Origin of the sequence: Mycobacterium sp. E3305, assembly GCF_001666785.1 — a bacterium.
Classification (GTDB): Bacteria; Actinomycetota; Actinomycetes; order Mycobacteriales; family Mycobacteriaceae; genus Mycobacterium.
This window is the reverse complement of sequence record NZ_LZJA01000114.1, coordinates 1-23,061: the sequence shown is the minus strand read 5'-3', so window position 1 is coordinate 23,061 and position 23,061 is coordinate 1. Positions and strand designations below refer to the sequence as shown.

Annotated in this window: 18 protein-coding genes and 3 pseudogenes; 8 read left to right on the top strand and 13 right to left on the bottom strand. The window is 67.9% G+C overall.

The window, feature by feature from the left end:
* The first annotated feature begins 19 nt into the window (after positions 1-19).
* Positions 20-2,929 (top strand): helix-turn-helix transcriptional regulator, encoded by a 2,910-nt coding sequence (locus tag A5701_RS29200; RefSeq protein ID WP_067752292.1) that lies wholly within the window; start codon positions 20-22, stop codon positions 2,927-2,929.
* A 5-nt stretch (positions 2,930-2,934) separates the two neighbouring features.
* On the opposite strand, the gene A5701_RS10550 is transcribed toward A5701_RS29200, so the two are convergent.
* Together A5701_RS10550 and A5701_RS10545 are read right to left on the bottom strand one after the other, a co-directional pair.
* Positions 2,935-3,204, bottom strand: coding sequence for a DUF4242 domain-containing protein (locus A5701_RS10550; protein WP_067752281.1), 270 nt, complete (start codon positions 3,202-3,204; stop codon positions 2,935-2,937).
* A 76-nt stretch (positions 3,205-3,280) separates the two neighbouring features.
* Positions 3,281-3,739, bottom strand: coding sequence for a MarR family winged helix-turn-helix transcriptional regulator (locus A5701_RS10545; protein ID WP_067752278.1), 459 nt, complete (start codon positions 3,737-3,739; stop codon positions 3,281-3,283).
* Between the two features lie 74 nt (positions 3,740-3,813).
* Here A5701_RS10545 and A5701_RS10540 point away from each other — a divergent pair, with 74 nt between their 5' ends.
* Positions 3,814-4,761, top strand: coding sequence for a PHB depolymerase family esterase (locus tag A5701_RS10540; RefSeq protein WP_067752275.1), 948 nt, complete (start codon positions 3,814-3,816; stop codon positions 4,759-4,761).
* A gap of 8 nt (positions 4,762-4,769) precedes the next feature.
* Positions 4,770-4,907 (top strand): annotated as a pseudogene (locus A5701_RS29310) (TetR family transcriptional regulator); the annotation flags it as partial.
* A gap of 3 nt (positions 4,908-4,910) precedes the next feature.
* On the opposite strand, the gene A5701_RS10535 reads toward A5701_RS29310, so the two are convergent.
* The gene (locus tag A5701_RS10535) at positions 4,911-5,519 is read right to left on the bottom strand and encodes a TetR/AcrR family transcriptional regulator (RefSeq protein ID WP_067752272.1); all 609 of its coding nucleotides are present in this window, start codon (positions 5,517-5,519) and stop codon (positions 4,911-4,913) included.
* 67 nt (positions 5,520-5,586) lie between these two features.
* Between A5701_RS10535 and A5701_RS10530 the strand changes: the two genes are divergently transcribed.
* From A5701_RS10530 to fadD1, 4 genes are all read left to right on the top strand, one after another.
* Positions 5,587-6,417, top strand: coding sequence for an alpha/beta fold hydrolase (locus A5701_RS10530; RefSeq protein WP_067752270.1), 831 nt, complete (start codon positions 5,587-5,589; stop codon positions 6,415-6,417).
* Between the two features lie 75 nt (positions 6,418-6,492).
* A complete protein-coding gene (locus A5701_RS10525; protein ID WP_067752267.1) occupies positions 6,493-7,254 on the top strand; it encodes an SDR family NAD(P)-dependent oxidoreductase in 762 nt (253 codons plus the stop codon).
* Between the two features lie 198 nt (positions 7,255-7,452).
* Positions 7,453-9,591 carry an EAL domain-containing protein gene (locus tag A5701_RS10520; protein ID WP_067752264.1) on the top strand — a complete coding sequence of 713 codons (2,139 nt, stop codon included), beginning with the start codon at positions 7,453-7,455 and terminating at the stop codon, positions 9,589-9,591.
* 361 nt (positions 9,592-9,952) lie between these two features.
* Positions 9,953-11,596 (top strand): fatty-acid--CoA ligase FadD1, encoded by a 1,644-nt coding sequence (gene fadD1, locus A5701_RS10515; RefSeq protein WP_067752261.1) that lies wholly within the window; start codon positions 9,953-9,955, stop codon positions 11,594-11,596.
* Here the strand turns inward: fadD1 and A5701_RS10510 are convergent.
* From A5701_RS10510 to A5701_RS10465, 10 genes and pseudogenes are all read right to left on the bottom strand, one after another.
* Positions 11,535-12,188 carry a MarR family transcriptional regulator gene (locus A5701_RS10510; protein ID WP_067752258.1) on the bottom strand — a complete coding sequence of 218 codons (654 nt, stop codon included), beginning with the start codon at positions 12,186-12,188 and terminating at the stop codon, positions 11,535-11,537. The two genes, fadD1 and A5701_RS10510, sit on opposite strands and share 62 nt — an antisense overlap.
* Entirely contained in the window at positions 12,185-12,607 is a 423-nt protein-coding gene (locus A5701_RS10505; protein ID WP_067752255.1) for a Zn-ribbon domain-containing OB-fold protein, read from the bottom strand. Before A5701_RS10505 ends, A5701_RS10510 begins: the two co-directional genes overlap by 4 nt.
* On the bottom strand, positions 12,604-13,764 hold the full coding sequence (locus A5701_RS10500) for a thiolase family protein (protein ID WP_067752252.1): 1,161 nt from the start codon (positions 13,762-13,764) through the stop codon (positions 12,604-12,606). Before A5701_RS10500 ends, A5701_RS10505 begins: the two co-directional genes overlap by 4 nt.
* Before the next feature lie 21 nt (positions 13,765-13,785).
* On the bottom strand, positions 13,786-14,115 hold the full coding sequence (locus A5701_RS10495) for a hypothetical protein (protein ID WP_067752249.1): 330 nt from the start codon (positions 14,113-14,115) through the stop codon (positions 13,786-13,788).
* 1 nt (position 14,116) lies between these two features.
* Positions 14,117-16,450 (bottom strand): CoA transferase, encoded by a 2,334-nt coding sequence (locus A5701_RS10490; RefSeq protein ID WP_067752247.1) that lies wholly within the window; start codon positions 16,448-16,450, stop codon positions 14,117-14,119.
* 2 nt (positions 16,451-16,452) lie between these two features.
* Positions 16,453-17,790, bottom strand: coding sequence for an amidohydrolase family protein (locus A5701_RS10485; protein ID WP_067752244.1), 1,338 nt, complete (start codon positions 17,788-17,790; stop codon positions 16,453-16,455).
* A 257-nt stretch (positions 17,791-18,047) separates the two neighbouring features.
* Complete coding sequence (locus tag A5701_RS10480) at positions 18,048-18,935, bottom strand: DUF4436 domain-containing protein (protein WP_067752241.1); 888 nt, start codon at positions 18,933-18,935, stop codon at positions 18,048-18,050.
* 311 nt (positions 18,936-19,246) lie between these two features.
* Positions 19,247-19,660 carry a Zn-ribbon domain-containing OB-fold protein gene (locus tag A5701_RS10475; protein WP_067752238.1) on the bottom strand — a complete coding sequence of 138 codons (414 nt, stop codon included), beginning with the start codon at positions 19,658-19,660 and terminating at the stop codon, positions 19,247-19,249.
* Between the two features lie 6 nt (positions 19,661-19,666).
* Positions 19,667-20,875 (bottom strand): thiolase family protein, encoded by a 1,209-nt coding sequence (locus tag A5701_RS10470; protein ID WP_067752235.1) that lies wholly within the window; start codon positions 20,873-20,875, stop codon positions 19,667-19,669.
* A 9-nt stretch (positions 20,876-20,884) separates the two neighbouring features.
* Positions 20,885-22,915: pseudogene (locus tag A5701_RS10465) on the bottom strand (acyl-CoA dehydrogenase family protein); the annotation flags it as partial.
* On the opposite strand from A5701_RS10465, the pseudogene A5701_RS27395 reads away from it, so the two are divergent.
* A pseudogene (locus tag A5701_RS27395) lies at positions 22,908-23,061 on the top strand (acyl-CoA dehydrogenase family protein); the annotation flags it as partial. The pseudogenes A5701_RS10465 and A5701_RS27395 overlap by 8 nt on opposite strands.

The following is a 23,061-nucleotide window of genomic DNA, read 5'->3' as shown; positions in this document are numbered from 1 at the left end:
CCGTGGTTACCTTGTTTGCATGGCGCAGTGGATGCCGCCCCCGCTCCCGGCCGAACTCATCGCTCGTCGCCGCGGCCCGCTCGTGGGCCGTGACGCGGAACTCGCGGTGTTCGAGCACGCCTGGGAGCGGGTCGAGGCGGGCAACCGCCAGGCGGTCTTCATCGGCGGTGAGCCCGGAGCCGGTAAGACGCGCCTGGCCGCGGAGGTGGCCGGGACGCTGTTCGAACACGACGTCGCGGTGCTCGTGGGAAGCTCGAGCGCCGACGAGGATCTGCCTTACGCGCCCTTCGCTGAAGCGCTTGATCGGCTGCTGATCGCCGGTCCGCCGGGGTCGATGGCGGAGCCGTTGGGCGAAATAGGCCCGCAACTGCGGCGGCTGTCACCGCACGTGGACCGGCACCTCTCCGGTGACGGCACGGCGCCGGACGTCGGATCGGCGAGACAGGCCCTCTTCGACGCGTTGACCGGATACCTGCGGCGTCTGGCGGCCGATCGCCCGGTCGCGTTGATCCTCGACGACCTGCACTGGGCACAGCTCCCCACCCTCGCGCTGCTCGAGCATGTATTGATCGGCTGCGCCGACGCACGGGTGCTGGTCGTGGTCACCTTCCGCACGACCGAGCCCGACCGATCCGATGAACTGGCGACCCGGCTGGCCGAACTGCACCGGTTCGACGGGGTGCGGCGCCTGGACCTGGCGGGGCTGGACACCGAGGCCATCGCCGAGTTCGTGGCCCGAACCCAGCAGCTGGCCCCGGCGTCGGCGCGCACGGCCGCCGCCCTACTGCGCGAGCGGACCGGCGGGAACCCGTTCTTCCTCACCGAACTGGTCAACGACCTCGAAATCCGCGGTGGGCTTGCCACTTTGAGCACGCAGCAGACGGTTCCCGCGTCGATCGGGGATGCGATCGCCCGCCGCCTTGCCGGGCTGGGGACCGCCGTGCGGGCGGTGATCGAGCAGGCCGCGGTCTTGGGCCAGACGTTCGATCTGCCCGCGCTCATCTCGACGTGCGAGACGGAGGTCGGCGCGACGCTGGCGGCGATCGATTCGGCCGAGGCCGTCGGCCTGGTCCGCGCGGTCCACGACTCCGACGGCGAATTCGCGTTCGTGCACGCGCTGACCCGCGAATCGGTGCTGGGCGGGATGGCCGCGTCGCGGCTGCGGATCATGCACGCGCGCGCCGCCGAAGCGCTCGAGGGACGCGCCGACCCGTCGCTCGTGCCGCGCCTGGCCAACCACTTTCTGGTGGCGCACGTCCTGGGTTACCACGAGCAGGCGTTGCGATACGCGCGCCAGGCGGCCCGGATGGCCGAACAGAGCCTGGCCTACGAGGATGCGGCGAAGTGGTTCGAGCGGGCGGCGTCGCTTCCCGAACTCAACCTCACCGACCGGGCCAGACTGCACCTCGACGCGGCCGCCAACCACGTGCGCGGGGGCTCGTTCGCGCGGGCGCGGACCATCTACGAACGCATCGGCGGGATGGACGACCCGCTGATGCGGCTGGAGGCCGCCGTCGGCTACGAGGAAGCCAATTGGCGCCCCGGGCAGTCGAATTCGAAGGCGGCGGACTTGCTGGCGGCGGCTCTGGAAACATGCGGATTGCCGGCCGAGGACCCACGCTATGTGGGGGCACTCGGCAGCTTCGGCCGCGCGCTGGCTTTCGCGGGCGAGGCGGCCCGGGCCCGTGAGGTCGGCGCCGATGCGATCGAGCGCGCACGGGCCATCGAGGATGCGGCGGTGCTCCTGCACACGCTGAAAACCAGTCTGTGGCAAGGCCTTACCCCCGAGATGAGCGAAATCCAGGCGCAGCGCGCGGCCGAGGTGTCGCGCATGGCGATGTCGCGCCGCGACTACGAATCGCTGGGTGCGGCGTCACACTTTCACGCCATGGTCAGCTACTTGGCAGGCCGGCCCGACGGCCTTGCGGCCGCGACCGCCGACATGCGGCGAGCGGCGCAGACCTGCGGACAACCCGCCTTCGGCTTCGTCGGCGCGTGCATCGAGCAAGCGCTGGCCTATCTGCGCGGTGACTTCGCCGGTGCAGAACGATGGGCCGATATCGCCTTGCGCACAGGGGATTTGTTCGGTGCGGACGACACCGAGGGGTCCAACGGGGTACAGATGTTCATGATCCGCCGCGAGACCGGCGATCTGAAGAGGTTCGGCGAATTCATCGACGGCAGTGAAACGTTCACCGGCCGCTGGGTGCCCGGGCTGCTCGCCCTTTACACCGAGCTCAAGTGCGAACGTGGCATGACCCGTGCGCTCAACCAACTGGTCAACCGCAACCTGGGTGACCGCCTCGAGGATGCGCAGTGGCCGATGGAGCTGGTGTTCATGGTCGAGGCGGCACTGGAGCTGTCCCACCGTGAAGCGGTCCACGCGCTGCGCCCGTTCGTCATGCGTTATGTCGGAAAGAACTTGGTAGCCGGGCAATTCGTCGCGCTGTTCGGCAGCGCGGACCGATACCTGGCCCGCATCGCGGCGCTGTGTGGGGACGGCGCCGCGGCCGAGCGGCACTTCGCCGCGGCAATCGAGATGGACCGCCGGATGGGCTCGGTGGTCCATATCAGCGAGACGCTGGCCCGACACGCGTTGTTCGCCGCGTCGTGCGGTCGCGCCGAAGCCGCCCGGTCCCTCGCGGAGGAGGCCCGCGTTATCGCCGGTGCGATCGGCCAGACCCGGGTTGTGGACTTGGCGGATTCGGTGCTGACCGCCGGTTCCCTGGGTCCGGACGGCCTGACCGAACGGGAGGTCGAGGTGCTCCGGTTGCTCGCCGAGGGGCTGAGCAATCGCGCGATCGGAGAACGCCTTTTCATCAGCACCAACACCGCGGCCAACCACGTGCGCAACATCCTGATCAAAACGGGCGCCGCGAACCGCACGCAGGCGGCGATGTACGCGGCCGATCACGAACTGCTCGGGTAGCGCACTCAGATGTCGGACAGGGCGCCGTCCGGCATCAGCCGGTCCCTCACCTCGACCACGGAGTCGGCGGGCAGACCGGCGCGCGCGGCCGCGGCCCGGATGGCCTCGGGCGACGGCGCCTCGTACAGACAGTAGGTCTTCCGTTTGTCCGCCGACAGGAACGAGTACATCCAGCGAACGCCCTCCTGGTCGTTGATCCGGTTGATGCCGTCCGCGACCTCGAGGCCGGGTTCCAGTTCCTCGGCAAAGTTGCGCTCGACCATGAAGATGGGCACGTGGACTCCTGTTCACTGTCTTGGGTCGAGCGTAGGCCGTCGGCGACGATCTAGACACGGGAATTTCCGGCCGGCGTCAGTCCCCGGCCGTCTCGTTGTGGTCGGCAAGCAGCAGTTGTAAGGTCTCGCGCAGCTCGGTCAGCCGCTGCCGGCCCAGGACCTGCTCCCACCGTCCTTCCAAATCAACTGCGTTGGAACGCATTACGCGTAGCGCCTGGCGGCCCCGGGGCGTCAGCTCGATGATCCGGGCCCGCGCGTCGAGCGGGTTTGCCGCTCGGGTGACGTAGCCATGGCGCTCCAGCCCCGCGACCGCCTGGGCCACCGCTTGCCGGCTGACGCGGAGTCGGTCGGCCAGATCCGATGCATGCAGCCCGCCGGCAGCCAGTGGGACGAGCGCCACCGCTTGCGCGGGCCGGATCCCGTCGAGGCCCGCCTCGGCAAACGCCGTCCGCAGTCGCGGCGCCCCGGCGGCGGCCACCAGGTTGACCAGTGCGGGCACGGTGGGCCGCCAGTCGGGATGGGAAGGGCGTCGCATGGGGAAAGTGTGCCACCACGCCCGAGATTGACAAGCTACTTGTCAAAATTGGCGCCGGCTGCCACGATGGCGGAATGCAATCGCGCCGCCACCGGGCTGCCGGCTTGTGCGTTCTCGCCCTCCTGGTCGTCGTACTGGGCGGCTGCCTGGGCGGCGGCGGACATGCGCTGGGAACGCCCGGCGCGCAGTCGATCCCGGTCGGCCAGTCCACCCAGACCATCGAATCGGGCGGTGTCAGTCGAACGTTCCACCTGTACCGGCCCCAGGGATTGACCGATGCCGCGCCGCTGGTGGTGATGCTGCACGGCGGTTTCGGCAACGGGGAGCAGGCCGAGCGTGCCTACCACTGGGACGCCGAGGCCGACCGCGGACGGTTTCTGGTCGTCTACCCCGATGGACTCAATCGCGCCTGGAACGCCGGCACCTGCTGCGGTGAACCGCAGCGGGTCGGCGCCGACGACGTCGGGTTCATCACGGCCATGGTCGGCGCCGTCGAGCAGCAGATGCCGATCGATCGCGCGCGCGTCTACGTCACCGGCATGTCGAACGGCGCCATGATGGCCCTCCGGCTGGGCTGCCAGTCCGACGTCTTCGCCGCCATCGCCCCGGTGGCGGGCACGCTGCTGACCGACTGCTCCCGGGCGCACCGCGTGTCGGTGCTCCAAATCCACGGCACCGCCGACGACCGCGTGCCCTACACCGGCGGACCCGGTAAGGCGTTCTCGTTCAACGGGACCGCCCGTGTAGACGGGCCGTCGGCGGAGTCCGTCAACGCGACATGGCGGGCCATCGACGCGTGCGGGCCGCCGAACTCGAGCACCGCCGGGGACGTGACCACCCAAGTCGCCGGCTGCCCGGACGGACGCACCGTCGAGCTGATCTCGGTGGCCGGCGCCGGCCATCAATGGCCGGGCGGCGAGCCGAGTCCCCTCGCCGAGAAGCTCGCGGGCATCCCGGCGCCCTCGACGGCCCTGGACGCCACCGACACCATCTGGCAGTTCTTCACCCAGAACCATCTTTAGCCGGGATCGCGATCTTGCCGTTCATCAACGGGATCATGTTGCGTTCGTCGCGGGACAGCCGGCCGTCGACAACGCCGAACACCTCGACCGGCTCATCCGGGGCGTCATCGCGGGCGTTCGCCGTGGTTCGCGGTGACGACCCCTGACCGCTACCGCAGCGCCAGCAGCCCGTCGATGAGCATGTGCAGCACCTGCCGGGTCTCCCGGCGGGTGCGTTTGGGATCCTCCGCGGTGGCGATCAGCATGGCGGCCTCATCGAGCGCGCCGATCAGCACGTGTGCCAACGGCCGCACCGGCTGCTTGGGGAACTGCCCCGCCCGGATGGCTTCGGTGAGCAACTGTTCGGTCATGCCCAGGCTGTACCGCTGAGCGACGTCGCGAAAACCGGCCCAGCCCAACACACTAGGCGCGTCCAGCAGCATCAGTTGGCGCACCTCGGGATCCCCGGAAACCTCGAGCCACGCGTCGACCGCGGCGCGGATCGCGTCGGCCGGCGTCGTCGCTCCCGACTCGGCCACCAGAGTGCCCATCCTGGCCATCACGTCCTGCTCGACGGCCTCGACCACCTCGCGGAACAAGGCCGCTTTGTCGGCGAATTGGTGGTACATCGCGCCGCGCGTGACCCCCGCGGTGGCCGCGATCTCCGGCGTACCCACGTCCACGTAGCCGCGCAGCCCCCAGAGCTTCCGGGCAGCCGCGATCAGCGCGTCGCGGGTCGCCGCGGAGCGCTCTTCCTGGGTCCGTCTCTTGCTTTCCATACAGCCTGTTGGTAACTTACGAACAGACAGCCTGTTTGTAAGTGTATCCCGAGGTAGGAGTTCTCTTATGTCGACGATCGACATTAGTGCCGGAACCATCCATTACGAAGCAACCGGACCCGAAAGCGGGAGGCCGGTGGTCTTCGTGCACGGGTACATGATGGGCGCCCAGCTGTGGCGCCGGGTCAGCGAGCGACTCGCCGGCCGGGGTCTGCGTTGCATCGCGCCGACGTGGCCACTGGGCGCGCATCCGGAACCGTTGCGCCGCGGCGCCGACCGAACCATCACGGGCGTGGCCGGCATGGTCGCCGAGGCGCTCACCGCGCTCGACCTCGAGGACGTGGTGCTGGTCGGCAACGACACCGGCGGGGTCGTCACCCAACTCGTCGCCGTGCATCACCCTGAGCGGCTCGGCGCGCTGGTGCTCACGAGTTGCGATGCGTTCGAACACTTTCCGCCACCTATCCTCAAGCCGGTGATCCTTGCCGCCAAGTCGAAGACGACCTTCAAGGCCGTTTCCCAGGCCATGCGGGTGCCGGCGGCGCGCAAGCGCGCGTTCGACGGGTTGGCGCATAGCAACATCGACGACCTCACCGAGGCGTGGGTGCGCCCGGGGCTGTCCGATCCCCGCATCGCCGAAGACCTGCGCCAGTTCACGCTGTCGATGCGCACGGAGGTGACGACGGGTGTGGCCGCCCGGCTGCCCGAGATCGACCTACCCACCCTCATCGCGTGGTCGGCCGACGACGTGTTCTTCGAACAGGAGGACGGCGCACGGCTGGCCGCCACCATCCCGAACGCCCGACTCGAGATCATCGACGGCGCGAGAACGTTCTCGATGATCGACCAGCCGGACCGGCTCGCCGACCTGTTGTCCACGATCGCGGTGCGCACCTAGCGCGTCGTCGGTTTCGCGACGGTGACGCACGGGGAAGTTCGAGTCGGATTTCGCCGTGGCGTTACGCTCGCGGGCATGGAAGACGTGCTGCGAGGACGGCGGATCCTGGTCACCGGTGGAGCCAGCGGCATCGGAGCGGCCGCCGTGGGGGCCCTCGGCGGGGCGGGGGCCGAGGTTGTCGCCACCTACCACCAGACACCGCCGCCGGACGGTCTCGCGGCCACCTGGCTGCAGTGCGATGTGCGCGACGCCGACGCCGTCTCGGCGATGGTAGGCCAAGCCGCCGCTCGTCTGGGCGGACTCGACGTGTTGGTGAACGCCGCGGGGCTGTGGCAGGCCGGCATCCCGGGTTACATCGGCGTCGACGAGATCTCGTTCCTGTTGGACACCAACGTGAAAGCCACCATCCTGACCAATCAGGCGGCGTACGCCGTAATGAAGGACCAGGATCCCAAAGGCGGCAGGATCATCAACTTCGGCTCGTCGGAAGCCGTTATGGGTAGCCCGATCTCGGCCGTCTACGCCGCCACCAAGGGCGCCGTTCAGGCATGGACGCGGTCGGCGGCCAAAGCCTGGGCGTCGGACAAGATCACGGTCAACGCACTGGCGCCGGCCGTGCAGACCGCGGGCGCCGACCGGCTGCGCGAGTTCCTCGGCCCCGACGCGAGCGCGCTGATCGATCAGCAGATGCAGATGATGATCCCGTTGGGTGGGGCGCTGGGGGATCCGGCACGCGACCTCGGCCCGATGCTGGTGTTTTTGGCCGGCACCGGTTCCTCGTTCATCACCGGGCAACTACTCGCGGTCGATGGCGGCCTGATGATGGTCGGTGGATGACGGCTGGTCCCGGATCACCTCGGCTCGGTATGCGGTAAAGAGTTACAGGCAAAACGATCTCGGTCGATTCGAGATCATCGGTGGTGCAAGGACAAACCGCCGGAATTCCGTGCGCGGGTGTTCACCCCTGCCAGCGAGGCCCGCAAGTCCGCTCGATTCCAAATGCCTCGCCCGGCGTGCCGGTCTAGCATCGTCGCTATGGGCGCCGAGGAGCAGGTAGCAAACGCCCCGGGCCACGAACCGACGAATTCTGCGGACTTGGTCCACACCCTCTTGGGCTTGTTGCGGCGTCGCCTCGGTCTTGACACGGCGTGGGTCGCATCGTTTCACAGCGGCACGCAGGTCTTTGAGGTGGTAGACGGTGACGCCCGTGCCTTGGGCCTGTCGCCCGGCGACCGATCTTCGCTGGCCGGGTCTTACAGCGTCCGCGTGATCGATGGGCGGCTGCCCGCCGTCATCCCTGACACGTCGGCCGATAGGACCGCGTCCGTACTGCCGAAAACCCGCGAATGGGGTGTGGGCGCATTTGTGGGCGTCCCCTTGCTCGGCCCTGATGGTTCCGCGGTCGGGATCGTGTGTGCGGTCAGTCAGCAGCCGCGACCACATCTGGCCGACATCGATTTACGAGTCATCAGAAAGATGGCCGAACTGATCGGCGCCTTGACGGAACTGTCGACGGACCCGACGAAGATCGCCACCGATCAGCAGGACGGCATTCGCAGGATGGTGGCCGAGCGGGACTTCGAGATCGTATTTCAAGCGGTGCACGATGTTTCGACAGGCGAGGTGCTCGGCGTCGAAGCGCTCGCGCGCTTCCCATGCGAACCTTTTCGACCCGATCTGGTCTTCGGCGAGGCGGCCCTGTTGGGCTTGGACATCGAATTGGAGACCGCGGTCATGGCGCGCGCCCTGTCGCTGGTGCCGCAACTTCCCGAAGATGCCTTCGTCGCAGTGAATATCTCGCCGTCGGCGGTGCTGCGCACTCCGTGGCCAGAGCTACTCGCCGAGGTTGACCCGTCACGTCTCGTGTTGGAAATCACCGAGCACGATGCCGTCGAGAACTATGACGCCCTCGACGACGTCCTTGAAGGATGCCGAGCGCGCGGTATGCGGGTGGCAGTCGATGACGTGGGTGCGGGCTTCTCCTCGTTCTCCCATGTGCTGGAGATCGCACCAGAATTCATCAAGGTCGATCACTCCATCACGCGCAACATCGACGCCGACGCTGCGCGGCGGCGACTGGCCCAATCCATCGCCGAACTGGCCGCACAGATCGGCGCGACCGTGATCGCCGAAGGGGTGGAGACTCAGGGCGAACTCGATGCCATAGGTTCGGCCGGAATCCCCTGGGCCCAGGGTTTCTACCTCAGCCGGCCCAAGTCACCCACCCACGGTTTCCCGCCCGGCGCCGTCGTCGCCGAACCGGTCGATCAGTCCTCGGCCATCTTCGACCTTCTCGGAGAACGACGGTTCGAGCTGGCGCTGACGCATTCGCCCATCGGCATGGCCGTCGTCGGCCTGGACGGTACGTTCCAGCGCACCAACCGGGCGCTCAGGACCATGCTCGGTTATGGCCGAAAGGACTTGGCAGGCCTGACCTTCCAGGAGATCACCCATCCCGACGACCTGGACGCCGACCTGGCTCTGCTCGCCGAATGTCTCGCGGGGCGCCGCCGCGCTTACCGCATGGACAAGCGTTTCATCGCCGCCGACGGACGCATCGTGTGGTGCAACCTCACCGCCGTGCTCGTCCAAGGCCCGCACAACCAGCCGCGCTGCTTCGTGTCCCAGATTCTCGACGTCACCGCCGACCGCATGCGAGAGGCCGAGCTCGCCCGCCAAGCCACCACCGACACACTCACGACGATTGCGAACCGCTCCGCGGCGTGGAGCCAACTCGAGCAACTCGACGCCGCAGACGACGGCTACGGCATTCTGTTTTGCGACATCGAGCAATTCAAGTCCATCAATGACCGACACGGCCACCAGGCCGGCGACGAACTGCTGGTCGAAATCGCCGGCCGGTTACTCGCGGCGGTCGGCGAAGATGGCCTGGTCGCCCGGTGGGGTGGCGACGAGTTCCTCGTCATCACCGACACCGCCGAAGATCGCGGGCTCACCCTGCTCACCGACCGGATCACCAGCGAGCTAAAACGGACACCGATCACCCTCGCCGGTGGGACGGAGATCTCCGTCGTGCTAACGGTCGGCTGCGCGGTACACCGGCCGGGAGACGGCCGATCCATCGACGCCGTCCTCGAGCGCGCCGATCAAGCCATGTATGAGCGGCGACGCAGCCAAACCGGCGCCCCCACAGCCGGATCGCCCGGCGGCTAGTTCACGTGCGTCTGCGGCGAACGGGCCGCGCCACCGGCCTTGGCACCGCGCCGGACGACGGGGCCATGAAATGTCGTGCTCTATTTCTGAGCAAAATCAGCGATCTGTGCAACTCAAACAGCATGAGGCAATGATGGCCTTTCGATGCTGAGGCAACCGCGATCCACGCGGCCCGCCGAAGAAGAAACTTGCGAGAAATGGCATCAAAAGTCTCGCAAACACGAGATAACGGACGGCCTGCGGTCCCCGATGCGCAGGGTTCCCATGGACCGGGCGCTGTCGCCGGCGGACGGTCGGCCGCTAGGATAAGACGGACCGTCTCGTCTCGTAGGGCTGGGCATAGTGAAGGTGAATCCGACCGATGGCTGACGACACCATTCAGGCGCTGCTGAACAAACGCCTGTCCGATCCGGGCACCGCGGTGAAACACCTTGGCCTGCAGTGGAGTTGGAGTCAGTACCTGGCCGGTGCGGCCACCCGGGCGGCGGCCCTGATATCGGCCGCCGACCCAGGCCGGCCGATGCACATCGGTGCCCTGCTGGGAAACAACCCCGAGATGCTGAGTCAGATGGCGGCGGCCGGGCTCGGCGGCTACGTCCTGTGCGGCCTGAACACCACTCGGCGCGGCGAGGCGCTCGCGGCCGACGTCCGCCGCGCCCATTGCCAATTCGTCGTGACCGACGCCGAATACCGGCCGCTGCTGGACGGCCTGGACCTCGAGGGAACTCGGGTACTCGACACGTCGGCGCCGGAGTGGACCGAGTTCGTCGAGGGCGCCGGCGAGCTGGTGCCGCACCGGCAGGTCGCCGCCATGGACCCCTTCATGATGATCTTCACATCGGGCACGAGCGGGAATCCCAAGGCGGTGCAGGTGTCCCACCTGATGGCCGCCTTCGCCGGCCTCAACCTGGCGCAGCGCTTCGCGCTGACCGAACGGGACACCTGCTACGTGTCCATGCCGCTGTTCCACTCGAACGCCGTCGTCGCCGGCTGGGCGCCCGCGGTGGTCTCCGGCGCCGCGATCGTGCCGGCGAAATTCTCGGCGAGCAGCTTCCTCGACGACGTCCGTCACTACGGCGCGACCTATATGAACTACGTGGGCAAGCCCCTCGCCTACATCCTGGCCACCCCGGAACGCGACGACGACGCCGACAACCCGCTGCGTGTCGCCTTCGGTAACGAGGCCAACGACAAGGACATCGAGGAGTTCGCGCGCCGATTCGGCGTCCAGGTCGAGGATGGGTTCGGCTCCACCGAGAACGCCGTGATGGTGATCCGCGAGCCCGGCACGCCGAAGGGGTCGATCGGGCGGGGAGCCGAGGGGGTCGCGGTCTACAACAGCGACACCGTCACCGAGTGCGCGATCGCGCGCTTCGATGCCGACGGGGCGCTCGTCAACGCGGACGAGGCGGTGGGCGAGCTGGTCAACACGACCGGTTCGGGCTTCTTCACCGGCTACTACAACGACCCGGACGCCAACGCCGAGCGCATGCGCCACGGCATGTATTGGTCCGGCGACCTCGCTTATAAGGACGCCGAGGGCTGGATCTACCTGGCCGGCCGCACGGCCGACTGGTTGCGCGTGGACGGCGAGAACCTGACGGCGGCGCCAATCGAGCGAATCTTGTTGCGGCACACTTCGATCAACCGGGTCGCGGTATATGCGGTTCCGGACGAACGGGTTGGCGACCAGGTCATGGCCGCGATCGTCCTCAACGAGGGCCACGCGCTGGACCCCGATGCGTTCGAGGCTTTCCTCGACGCACAGCCCGACCTGTCCCCCAAGGCCCGGCCGCGTTACGTCCGAATCGCTACCGACCTGCCCAGCACCGCCACCCACAAGGTGCTCAAACGACAGTTGATCGCCGAAGGCACCGGCGTCGCCGACGGGGAGGTGCTGTGGGAGCGCGAACCGCGCGGGACCGCCTACGCGGTCGCGGCGTCTAGCCCGGGGTCTCGGGTACCCGGCGGCGGATCTGGCCCTTCGACCGTCGCACCCGTTTGACCGGGTCTTGCGTTGTGCCGGAGGCGATCTCGTCGCGCAACTGGGTGATGTTGGAGAGCTCCGCGTACAGGCCGCGGATCGCATAGTCCAGGACTGCGAATGAGAAGCGTTGGCTCGGGTCGTCGGTGATGCCGAGGTCGCGGGACCGCTGCCGCGACCACAACGCCTCGTCCAGCCGCGCGCGGGTCGCCTCGAGGTGCCGGTCCAATGCGTCGACGATGCGTTCGGGGTCCTCGCCGCGCGAGAGCCAGGTTTTGAGGATGACGGGGTGCTTGATGACGACCTGGTCCTGGCCCGGGAAGTGCTGCACCCACCGGCGGAGCGCATCGAGCCCGGCGTCCGTGGTCTCGTAGAGGGTGATCGCCCGCTTGCCCGATTGGGCGCCGACCTCACCGACCATGCCGCGGGCCAACAACCGATTCAGTTCGCGCCGAACGTGGCTGACGGACGGCGACCAGTAGAAGTGGCCGACGGACAACTCGGCGCGCAGCTTGATCTCCCCCGCGGTGAGCCGCTCGTCGTTGGCCGCCAGCACGCCCAGCACCAGGTAGGCGGTGACCGGCAGGCCGTTGCTGGTGCGCCGGGGGCTCATGGTGACCCGGTGAAGTAGGGCAGGGTCACGTCGGGTCCGACGGCATGGAATTGCACCCGCACGCGCATGCCGATCCGCAATTCCTCCGGCGGCACACCGACGACGTTGGTCAGCATCTGGTAGCCCTCGTCCAAGGCGACGATGGCCGGCGCGTAGGGCGGCTCGAATTCGGCGGTCACCGGCCGGTGTACCACCGTCCAGCTGTAGATCTCACCGACGCCGCCGCTACGCTCCCAACGGACCTGCGCCGACAGGCATTCGCGGCAGTGCTCGGTTGGCGGGAAGTTCGCCAGTCCGCAGGCCTCACAGCGCTGATACCGCAATTCGCCGGACCGGCAGCCCCGCCAGAAGGGCACGCTGAGATGGCTGGCGGCATGGGGAACCGGACCGGTTTGTGGGCGTAAGGGATGGGAAGTCATCGCGGTTCGTCCCCGAGGATCAGCAGCGTGGTGAACAAGGCGCCCGCTCCCCCGTTGCTGCAGAACGCGACGTGCGCGTCGGCGACTTGTAATTCACCGGCCTGACCGCGCAGCTGCTGGACGGCTCGGATGGCCCGCTGCATCATCTGCGGATTGGAACCCGCGTGGCTGAACGACATGGTTCCTCCGTCGGTGGTGATGGGATGACTGCCGTCGATGGCGATGTGGCCGTCGGCTACGAACGGTCCCCCCTCACCCTCACCGCAAAACCCGAACGCCTCGAGCTGGCGGATGATTTCGAAGGAGAACGGGTCGTAGAGTTCCAGCACGTCGACGTCGTCGGGTCGCAGACCGGCGTGGGCGAACGCGCGCTCGGCCGCGCGCCTTCCGACCACACCGTTGACGTGTCCGTCCCGCCGCCCGGCCAGGTCCCATGCCGGCGGGTGCTGGTAGGAGGGACCGTGGAAGTCGGCGCCGCTGCCCAGCACGTAGATCGGTTGGCTTGCGCCCTCGGCCTTTTCGATGTTCGCCACGACCAGCGCGCACCCGCCCTCGGACGTGGTGGCGCAGTCAAGCAGATGGAACGGGTCGGCGATCGGCCTCGACGCGGTGATGTCGTCGGGTGTGAATGGCCCTCGCTGGTAATACACCGCTTCGGGGTTACGCGATCCGTTGTTGCGGATGGTCGCTGCGACGATCGACAGCTGTTCGCGTGTGGTGCCGTAGACGTGCATGTGGCGGCGCGCGATCAAGGCGAACTCGGCGGTGGTGAACATGCCCCACGGCGCGACGAATTCGTTTTCGGGCCGGGTCCACGGCGCCGTGGCCTCGTGGTCGCGGTACTCGCCGGCCTGGGCGGCGACGAGCACCACCACGTCGGCCATGCCGTGCTCGATGGCCGTGACCGCCTCGGTGATCATGCCGACGCCGAAGGCGAGCCCCTGCCAGGCCGGTCCGAGGCGCAGGTCATAGATCAACGCGGTGGACAGCGGGCCCGCGCTGACCCCGTCGACGTCGTCGAGGCGCAGGCCCGCGTCGTCGAGGGCGCCGCGGATGGCCCTCAGGGCCAGGCTGCGGGACGTCTCGCCGTCCAGGCGCCGGCCCTGCGGGGTGTTGTGCACACCGACGATCGCCGCGGTGCGTTTCGTGGTTGCCACTCTGTGATCCTTTGGTTTGCTTTAGTTTTCGTCGGCGACGACACCGAGATAGGTGCCGATGACGTCATATGGTCGCCCGTCACGGGTGACGGTGCCGATCTTGGTGGCCCGGGTATCGGGGGGCACCGCGCCGGCCGCGACGACATCGATCCGCACGTCCACGGGCCGCGCCGTCTGAGGATCGGTGATCTCGACGACCATCGCGACTGCGTGCTCGCCCCCGTCCCACTCGACGCTGGTGATGCGGTGCCGGGCCGTCAATTCCATCACCACGGAGTCCTGGCGGAGCAGGAAGCGGACGGGGGCGCACAATTCGCCGGCGCGGGGCGGAACGCAGAGGGTGACCGCCATGTCATAGTCCCGCCGGCCGCGCGGCGATGGTGCCCGACTGCTGCAGGACGGACAGATCGTTGTCGCTGCGCCCCAGCAGGCCCGTCAGCACCTCACTCGTGTGTTGGCCGTACAGCGGCGGCACCCGGCGAATCCAGCGTCGCGGTCTGCCGAGGAACGCGAACGGCATTCCGGTGCAAAGGAAGGAGCCGGCCACCGGGTGGTCGACCGATTCCCAGAAGCCGCGGGCGTGCAGGTGCGGGTCGCGCAGTAACTCCGGGGCCGGCGTGACGCGCGCCGCGGCCACCCCCGCCGCGCGCAGTGCGTCCACCGCTTCGGTCACCGACCGCCGCCCGGTCCAGTCGGAGATCAGCTTGTCGATCTCGTCCGGTTGCTCCCGCCAGTCGTTCGCGCCGAGGTCCGGCCGACCTAGAAGCCGGGCCAAGGCTACCCGTGCTGCGTCGTCCATCGCGGCCAGCGCGACCCAGTCGTCGTCTCCGCGGCAGCGGTAGACCCCTTGCGGGGTGGCGCCGGGACCGCGATTCCCGTTGCGGCGCATCTCGATTCCGTTGCGTGAGTATTCCGCCAGCATCTCGGCGGCCACGTTCAGCGCCGCCTCCACCATGGTGGACTCGACGTGCATCCCGGCCCCGTCCCGGTCGCGGACCGCCAGCGCGGCGACCGCCGCGAAGGCCGCGTGCAGGCCCGCGATCGGGTCACACACGCCGCGCGGAATCACCGGGGGGCCGTCGGCGTGTCCGGTCATCCACGCCATGCCGGTCGCCTGCTCCATGGTCTGGGCGAAGCCCACCCGGTCGCGCCAGGGACCGTCGAGCCCGAACGCGGGCATCCGCACCATGATGGCGCGCGGGTTGGCCGCGTGCACGGCATCCCAGCCCAGGCCGAAGTTCGTCATCACCCGGGGAGAGAAGTTCTCGATCACCAGATCGCTCGCGGCGATGAGCTCCAGCGCGATCGCCCGTCCGGCGTCGGTGCTCAGTTCGACGCTGACGCCACGCTTGTTGTTGTTGCTGCACAGGAACACCGGGCCCCATTCCCACCATCGGTCCCAGCTCGGTGGGCGGCCGGCGGAGAACCTCATACCGTCGGGCCGGCGGACGCCCTCGACTTTGATCACGTCGGCGCCCAGGGCGCCCAGCAGTTGCGTCGCGACCGGTCCCGCCCAGAACGCGGTGAAGTCGGTGATCCTGGTGTCGGCCAACGGCAGTGCATCGGCGTCGGCGCCGCCGGTCGGACGGGATCGTGGCGGCCAGTGGACCTTGCCGTTGTCGGCGCCCAGTCGAACAGGCCGCCCGGGGGGCCTGGTCACCATCGCGTCGCTGCGATACGGGACTCTCGGCTGCAACACCCCGGCCCCCGATTGGACGAATACGCCCCGGTCCACGAAATGGTCGATCTCCGGCAACATTTCGGGCGTCGCGATCGGGGCCACCGGTATCCGGAAGGCGACGGCGAGGTCGACGATCTCCTGCGTGCTGCGTGTCTGAGTCCACCGCGTGACCATGTCGAGGAATTCGTCGCGGCGGGCGACGCGCCCGTCGAACGAGGCGAGGTCGGCGTCGTCGAGCAGGTCGGCACGGTCGATCAGCACCAGGAAGTCCTGGAACTGCTGCGCGGTGATGGTGCAGAAGCCGACCAGGCCGTCGGCGGTGGGGACGATCGACGGCAGCTCCAGACTCCGTTGCCCCAACAGTGAATCCGCCCCCAGCACGCTGGCCGACATGGCGGACAGGCCGCCCATCGCGATCACCATCGCCTCGTATGTCGAGACGTCGATGGTCTCCCCGCGGCCGCTTCGCGCGGCATGCCGCGCGGTCGCCGCCGCCACCGCTGCCGCGAACGTGCCCGCCAGCCATTCACCGAGCTGCCCGCCGGCCTGTACCGGTTCGTCCTCGGGCCAGCCGCGGCCGGCGGTCGAGCCGCACAGCGCCTGCAGGATGAACTCGTTGGCCAGCACGCGATCGTCCACGTAGGGTCCGGTCGTGCCGAACGGAGTCACGGCGACCACCACCGCCGACCGGCCCGTGCGGGCCAAGATTCCGTCGAGCGTCCAGCCGTCGGTCAGGTCGGTCAGCACGATGTCGGCACCGGCCAGCAGGCCGGCGATCTCCGGACCGCCGTCGTTCATCACCGACTTCTTACCCGCGGCCAAATAGTCGAACAGGGCTCCGGGCGGACCGCCGGCCGACCGGGCGCGCATCGAATCACCCTGGGCCGATTCGACTTTCACCACGTCGGCGCCGGCGTCGGCGAACATCTTGCCGCAGTAGGACACCGCGATTCCGTTCGACAACTCCAGCACGCGCCAGTCCGCGAAAGGCGCCCGGGCTGCCACGTTCAGTTGCCCAGGGTGGTGGCGCGCCCCGAAATACCGGCGGCCTCCGCCGTCACCTGCGACTGCAGGGCGAACTGGGTCATCCGGGTCCACGCGTCGCGGTCGCGCTGGCTGGCCCGGCGGCCGACGTGCGTCACCACGTCGACGTCAGTGGCCTGGGCGCGGAGGTAACCGGCGCGGGCGTGCTCCTTCGGGATGTGCTTGAACGGGTCGAATGAGTAGGCCGCCATGGCGTTTTCGTGCGTGATCTTGTCGATGACACTGTCGCCGAGATGCCCCATGGTCTCGATGACGTCCTCCGGCGCGAACGGCCAGTTGCTGTCGGAATGGGGAAAGTCGGACTCCCAGCACAGCATGTCCTCGTTGAACCACTCCATGTTGCGCACGCCGACCTTGTCGCTGATGAAGCACGTGTAGAAGTGCCGCTTGAACACGTCGGCCGGCCCACTGTAACCGGGCGGGAACTTGGCCAGCGTCCACCCCGAATGACGGTTGTAGACGTGCTCGGCGCGCCACAGGAAGTACGGGATCCAGCCGACGTCTCCCTCGGTCAGCGAGAACTTCAATTGCGGGAAGTCCGCCCAGAATTCGGCCCAGATCAGCTCGGTGAAGGTGAACATGCTCATCATCGACGAGGCCGTCATCTGCACGCTGGGCGGGGCGTCGGTGGCCACCTGCGGCGAACGGGACGCCGAGCCGACGTGCGTGCACAGGACGGTCTTGTTCTCGCAGACGGCCTCGAACAAGGGATACCAGTATTTGGTGTGAATGCTGGGCATCTGCAACGCCTCTGGGTTCTCCGAGAACGTGACGGCGTGGCAACCCTTGTCGGCGAGGCGTTCGACTTCCTTGGCCGCCTCCGCCACGTCGAACAGCGGCAGGATGCCGCAGGGGATGAATCGGCCCGGGTAGGCGGCGCACCACTCGTCGATGTGCCAGTCGTTGTACGCCTTGATCATCACCAGGTTGATGTCGCGGTCGGGGCCCTGGTTGAGCACCTGGCCGGAGAAGCCGGTGAAGTTGGGGAAGTTGAGGCCGGCCAGCTGGCCGCCGGCGTTCATGTCGCGGACCCGCTCGTCCACGTTGAAGCACCCGGGCCGCATCTCGTCGTAACGCGAAGCGTCGATGTTGTACATCTCCCGCGGCTTGCCCGCCACGGCATTCAGGCCCATGTTCCGCCCGCGGACCTCGCCGTAGTACCACTGCTGGACGCCGTCGGGTTCCATGACCACCCGGGGCGCGCGGTCCTTGTATTTCGCCGGAACGTGCGCGTCGAACATGTCGGCGGGTTCGGCGATGTGGTCATCCACGCTGATCAGGATCAGGTCGTCCTTGTTCATGCCGCACTCCTCACCGAGACAGTGACTAGTAGATAATGGCCTCGATCACAGTGTCAACACTGCGCTCTGGCCGCGGCTCCGTGCCTAACGGCTTGCGCTCCAACGTCTGACTGGGCAAGCCTGCCCTCTGCTCCGCCCCTCCATGGCGGCTCCATCGCGTGAACCAAGGCGACTATTAGTCACTTATCGTCCGGCGCTCATGCGTGATCACGCGCTGTCGGCTGGTCCAACGGCCGATCGGCACGGCGGGCAGCGCGCTAACGGGGAGGCGCGGCGCCCTCGGTTGCCCAATGCTCGGGCTGAGTCTCGCGGTCCGAATGTGGGCGCAAATGCCGCCACCACGACGCGATGTACAGCAGCATCGAGACCACCAGGGCAACAAGCACCCACAAAACGATGGTCATATCGATCCAGCTTCCGAACGCCGGCGAGCCGGGGAGGGCGTTTCTCAGCGGAACCACCGCAAACAGCATCGCCGCGTACCAGGCCACCATGGGCGACTGAAACTTTCGTCGGTCCCGCAGTGTCTGGACCGCGACGAAGACCCCTGCCCCCGCGATCGCGAGAAGGATGCACAGAATGATCATCGCGAACACCATGGTGCTCGCCGAGCGTTCCATGGTCACCTCGTAGGGCGCGAATGGTCTGGCTTGGTCCGGTCCGGCCGCGTGAATCTTCCACCCGGGCAACCGGTCAACGATCATCACCCTGGCGCGTTCGGGTGTTTGCATAGCGCCGACAAACAGTTCCACCGTGATCGGCCCGGTGTAGTAACGGTCGAACGGCCACCGTTCAGTGTCGCGTGACAAGGTCAGCGGGACCGGGAACACGCCGGGCAGTGCACCCTTCAACCAGGTGCGCTTGACTGGCGTCGCGACAGAGGTCACCTCGACGGTGAGGTCTTGCTTGAGGCTGGTGGTGGCCGGATCGAGCAGCATGGATCCGGGCGAAACCACTAGGTTGCCCCGAAGCACGCTGTAGTCCGACTGGACGCTTTCGATGTTCAGCGTCACGACCGTCCCACTTCGGGTCGATGATCCATCGGTTGAAACTCGGCGATATCCGGCGCCATCGATGTAGAGCACTATCGAGGTGATCATGGCGCTGACGACGAGGACGACCAGCACTCCCATTCCGGCCTTCATTTGCGAATTCTCGCCGCGGACCGCCGGTTCAGGTTGTGACCGCCCGGTCGGCCGGAGATGCACCACATACCTCCCGTTGAACAACTTTCGGCTCATCGTAGTCGGACGGACGCGCCACACATGGCTCTCGCAGCGCTTTCCAAGCAGCCCGACAGGTTCGCGTGATCGCGCAGAAGCCCGCCGCGGCCGGTCGCGTCGCCGCTATCGCCCATGGTCGTCATTGGCCGACACAGCAGCTATGGACGCGCCGCCCGATCCAGAGGCTCCCGAATCGCCAAGCTACTCAAGGGCTGGCGGTGCCGGTACGCACCTCAACCGGCCGGCGCGTAACGCAGCATCGTGACGTCGTGCTCCGGGTAGTCGAAGAACACCGGCCGCACGCGCATGCCAACCCTGAGAACCGCGGGATCGACGTTGACGATCTCGGTGGAAAACCTTGGCCCCTCGTCCCATTCGACGATGGCCAGCAGCTGCGGGACGGCGTCGGCGAAGTGCGGGCTGACCGGTCGGCGCGCGACGGTGTAGGAATACAACGTTCCCATGCCGGAGATCTCACGCCATTCCAGATCGTCGGCTAGCGTGCGCGGCGCGCGCACCCGCGGGTAGAACACGTAGCTTCCCAGCGACGGCGAGTACTGGATGACGATGCGATGCTGCGCCAGCGCATCCCAAAACGGCGCGCTGGTAGGGGTTTTGACGGGCATCGGGCGTTCGAAGGTGGTCATGTCCGATCAGTCCCCCTCGAGGATCAGTGTGGTCTGTTCCGACAGAATCCCGCCGTTGCCGGAAACGAAGGCGCGGTCGCAGTCGGCGACCTGCGCCGCGCCCGCCCGGCCCATGATCTGTCGGGTGGCGTCGCAGACGTGGTGCATGCCGCCGGCCAGCCCGGCCTGGCCGAACCCCAGTTGCCCGCCCGCGGTGTTTAGCGGAAAGTCGCCGCGGAAGGTCAGGTCATGGTTGGCGACGAACTCCATGCCCTTGCCCTTCTCGCAGAACCCCGCGTCCTCCAGCGACAGCAGCACGGTGATGGTGTAGCAGTCATAGATCGACACCATGTCCATCTGCTCGCGGCTCAGCTGCGTCATGGCGAACGCGGTGTCGGCGGCTTCGGCGATCGGGGTGTGCAGCAGGTCCTTCGCATAGGTCGGGGTCTTGAACGGCACATGCTCGCCGAATCCCTTGATCCACACCGGGCGGTGGCGCGCCCGTCGGGCGAGATCGGTGTTGGCGACGACGACCGCCGCGCCCCCGACGCACGGCATGACGATCTCCAGCATGTGCAGCGGGTCGGCGATCACCGGGCTGGCCAGGACGTCGTCGACCGTGAGTGGTTTGTCCTTCCAGATCGCGCCCTCGGTGTGGTTGGCGTTGAACCGCTGGTCGACGACGATCTTGGCCATCGCCCGCTCGTCGTAGCCGTAGACGGCCGCGTAGCGCTGGGCAACCTGGCCATAGGGTCCGTTCTGGCCGAGGTTGCCGTAGGGAATCTCGAATTCGGCCTGGGGAGAGCCGTATTGGTTGCTCGACGAGCCGAAGAACATCGCGTCGACCATGGGCCTGGGCTTCTTCTTCGATGACGGGGTGATGTAGCGGGCCGGCAGCGCACACAACACCGCGTCACAGATGCCCAGTTCGATCGCCGCAGCTGCCCGCCAGACCATGGCCGCGGCGCTGGCGCCGCCAAGGTCCACGTGTTCGGCGAATCGCGCCCCGACACCGAGGTATTCGGCGATGGTCGACGGAACGAAAATCTCCGACTCCGCCAGGTGCGACGCCACGATTCCGTTGACGACGTCGCCGGGCAGCCCGGCATCCGCGAGGGCGGCCGCGGACAGCTCCGCCCATTGTTCGATCGCGAACGGCGCGAGCGAGGCCTTGTTGAGCCGTTCGGGCGGGAGCTCGACATAGCCGACGATCGCAGCTTCTCCGCGTAATCCCATGGGCGGGTCCTACTTTCGAGGTAGTCCGAGGATCATCTGGGCAATGATGTTCAGCTGAATCTCCCGGGTTCCTCCGCCGATCAGCTCGGCGGGCAGGTGCAGGTAGCGCTCCACGATGTCGGGGTCGGCGTCGGCCATCATCGCCGCGCGCCCGGTCAATCGCAGGGTGGCCTCGAACGTTCTGCGTAGTAACTCGTTCATCGCCACCTTGGCGATGCTGGACGCCGGACCCGACGCCTGGCCGTCGAGCAGCCGGATGGTCTCCCGCACCCCCAGCGCCTTGATGGCGTTCGTGTACGCGTCGAGTTCGCCGAGCGCGCGCAGCGCGTCGTCGCGGTCCGGCCCAGGTTCGGCCGCCAGTCGGCGCAGCGCGGCGGCCCGGTCGAACTTCACGTAACCGCTTATGGCGGAGCGTTCTTCGGCCATGGTCGCGATCGCCAGGTTCCAGCCGTCACTGGGGGCGCCCAGCAACATCTCGCCGGGGACGAACACGTCGTTGAGGAATACCTCGTTGAAGTGCGCCTGCCCGGTGGCCGTCTTGATCGGCTGGATTTCAATGCCGGGCGACCGCATATCCAGGATGAAGTAGCCGATGCCACGGTGCTTGCTCGCTTCGGGATCGGTGCGCGCCAGCAGGGCGCCAAGGTCTGCGTACTGCGCCAACGACGTCCAGATCTTGTGGCCGTTGATCCGCCAACCGCCGTCGACCTTGGTTGCCCGGGTGGCCAGCGACGCCAGGTCCGAGCCCGCGCCCGGCTCGCTGAACAGCTGGCACCAGTGAATCTCGCCGCGTTGGGTCGGCGGAATCAGCTTTTCCTGCAAGTCTTCTGGTGCGGCTGCCAGCACCGAGGGCAGGATCCACTCGGCGATGTTCAGCGACGGCCGGACCAGCCCGGGCCGCTTGACGAACTCCTCGTCGATGATGAGCTGTTTGAGGGGACCCGCATCGATTCCCCACGGCGCGGGCCAATGCGGCGCGATCAGGCCGGCATCGGCCAGCAACGTGCGCTGGGGTCCGGAGGCCTGGTCCGGGTAGTCGCCGTGCGGTGCGGGTGTGTCGTTGCGCAACTGCATTGCGGCGTCAAGGGTCTCGGCCACCCAGGAACGGAACGGCGCTTCCGCGTCGCCCAGGTCGACCGACATGTCCCGTTGCCGGGTGCACGTCAGCTGCCCCAGGTGCCGGGCCCAGCGATTGGCCGGACCAATCGATGCCGCAAGACTGATCGCGCGCCGCCAGTACAGGTGCAGGTCGTGTTCCCAAGTGAAGCCGATGGCGCCGAACATGGTCAACGCGTCGAGGACGAGGTCGGGCACCGGGGCGATCGCGATCACCGCCGCACCGGCGGCGGCCATGCGGTGCTGGTCGATGGGCTCGTCCGCGGCCCGCACCGCGTCCCAGGCCGCCGCGGTGGCCAGCTCGCTGCTGACCAGCAACATCGCGGCGTTGTGCTGCAACGCCTGGAAAGTTCCGATCACCTTGCCGAATTGTTCGCGGATGCGCAGGTGCGCCGTGACCGCCTCGACGCACCACTGCACGATGCCGGCGGTCGCGCTGGCCAGCAGACCCAACGTGACGCACCGCGCACGGTCGGGGTCGATCCCGGTGAGCACCTCCGTGCCGCCTGCGCGGTAATCGGCGAGCCGCACGATGCCGGCGTCGGAGATCAGGTCGGTGCCGTTCACGGGTTCGGTTGTCGCCGCAGGGTTCTCGGTGTCGGCGGCGACCCAGACCACGGTGTCGTTCTCCGTGCGCGCGGCGATGAGGATGGTGCGCGCAGCGCACACGCCCGCGGTGACCTCGGACGTGCCGGTGACCACCCATCCGCCATCGTCGGCGCGCGCGCTGAAGTCACCGTCGTCGGGGAGCACCGCCGCCGCGATGAGGCCCGCGGCCAGGTTGCGCACCAGCGCCTCGGCGGCAGGTGTGGGGTCGGCCAGCAGGGCGACGGCTCCCGCGGCGACCGTCGGCAGCAGCGGGCCGGGCAACAGCGCCTTGCCCGCCGCCTCCAGGACGCACGCGGCGTCGATCAGGCGCCCGCCCCAGTGGTGGGAGGCCTTCGTCGGCAACGGATTTCACGCGGTGCATCTGCCTGAAAGCCTCGGTGGGCAGGGCGGGCGCCTGATCGACGCCGCGTGCGTCCTGGAGGCGGCGGGCAAGGCGCTGTTGCCCGGCCCGCTGCTGCCGA

Coding starts and splice junctions, on each gene's coding strand:
- A5701_RS29200 (WP_067752292.1), top strand. CDS start 20: ATGGCGCAGTGGATGCCGCCCCCGCTCCCGGCCGAACTCATCGCTCGT.
- A5701_RS10545 (WP_067752278.1), bottom strand. CDS start 3,739: ATGCGACGCCCTTCCCATCCCGACTGGCGGCCCACCGTGCCCGCACTG.
- A5701_RS10540 (WP_067752275.1), top strand. CDS start 3,814: ATGCAATCGCGCCGCCACCGGGCTGCCGGCTTGTGCGTTCTCGCCCTC.
- A5701_RS10535 (WP_067752272.1), bottom strand. CDS start 5,519: ATGGAAAGCAAGAGACGGACCCAGGAAGAGCGCTCCGCGGCGACCCGC.
- A5701_RS10530 (WP_067752270.1), top strand. CDS start 5,587: ATGTCGACGATCGACATTAGTGCCGGAACCATCCATTACGAAGCAACC.
- A5701_RS10525 (WP_067752267.1), top strand. CDS start 6,493: ATGGAAGACGTGCTGCGAGGACGGCGGATCCTGGTCACCGGTGGAGCC.
- A5701_RS10520 (WP_067752264.1), top strand. CDS start 7,453: ATGGGCGCCGAGGAGCAGGTAGCAAACGCCCCGGGCCACGAACCGACG.
- fadD1 (WP_067752261.1), top strand. CDS start 9,953: ATGGCTGACGACACCATTCAGGCGCTGCTGAACAAACGCCTGTCCGAT.
- A5701_RS10510 (WP_067752258.1), bottom strand. CDS start 12,188: ATGAGCCCCCGGCGCACCAGCAACGGCCTGCCGGTCACCGCCTACCTG.
- A5701_RS10505 (WP_067752255.1), bottom strand. CDS start 12,607: ATGACTTCCCATCCCTTACGCCCACAAACCGGTCCGGTTCCCCATGCC.
- A5701_RS10495 (WP_067752249.1), bottom strand. CDS start 14,115: ATGGCGGTCACCCTCTGCGTTCCGCCCCGCGCCGGCGAATTGTGCGCC.
- A5701_RS10485 (WP_067752244.1), bottom strand. CDS start 17,790: ATGAACAAGGACGACCTGATCCTGATCAGCGTGGATGACCACATCGCC.
- A5701_RS10480 (WP_067752241.1), bottom strand. CDS start 18,935: ATGAAGGCCGGAATGGGAGTGCTGGTCGTCCTCGTCGTCAGCGCCATG.
- A5701_RS10475 (WP_067752238.1), bottom strand. CDS start 19,660: ATGACCACCTTCGAACGCCCGATGCCCGTCAAAACCCCTACCAGCGCG.
- A5701_RS10470 (WP_067752235.1), bottom strand. CDS start 20,875: ATGGGATTACGCGGAGAAGCTGCGATCGTCGGCTATGTCGAGCTCCCG.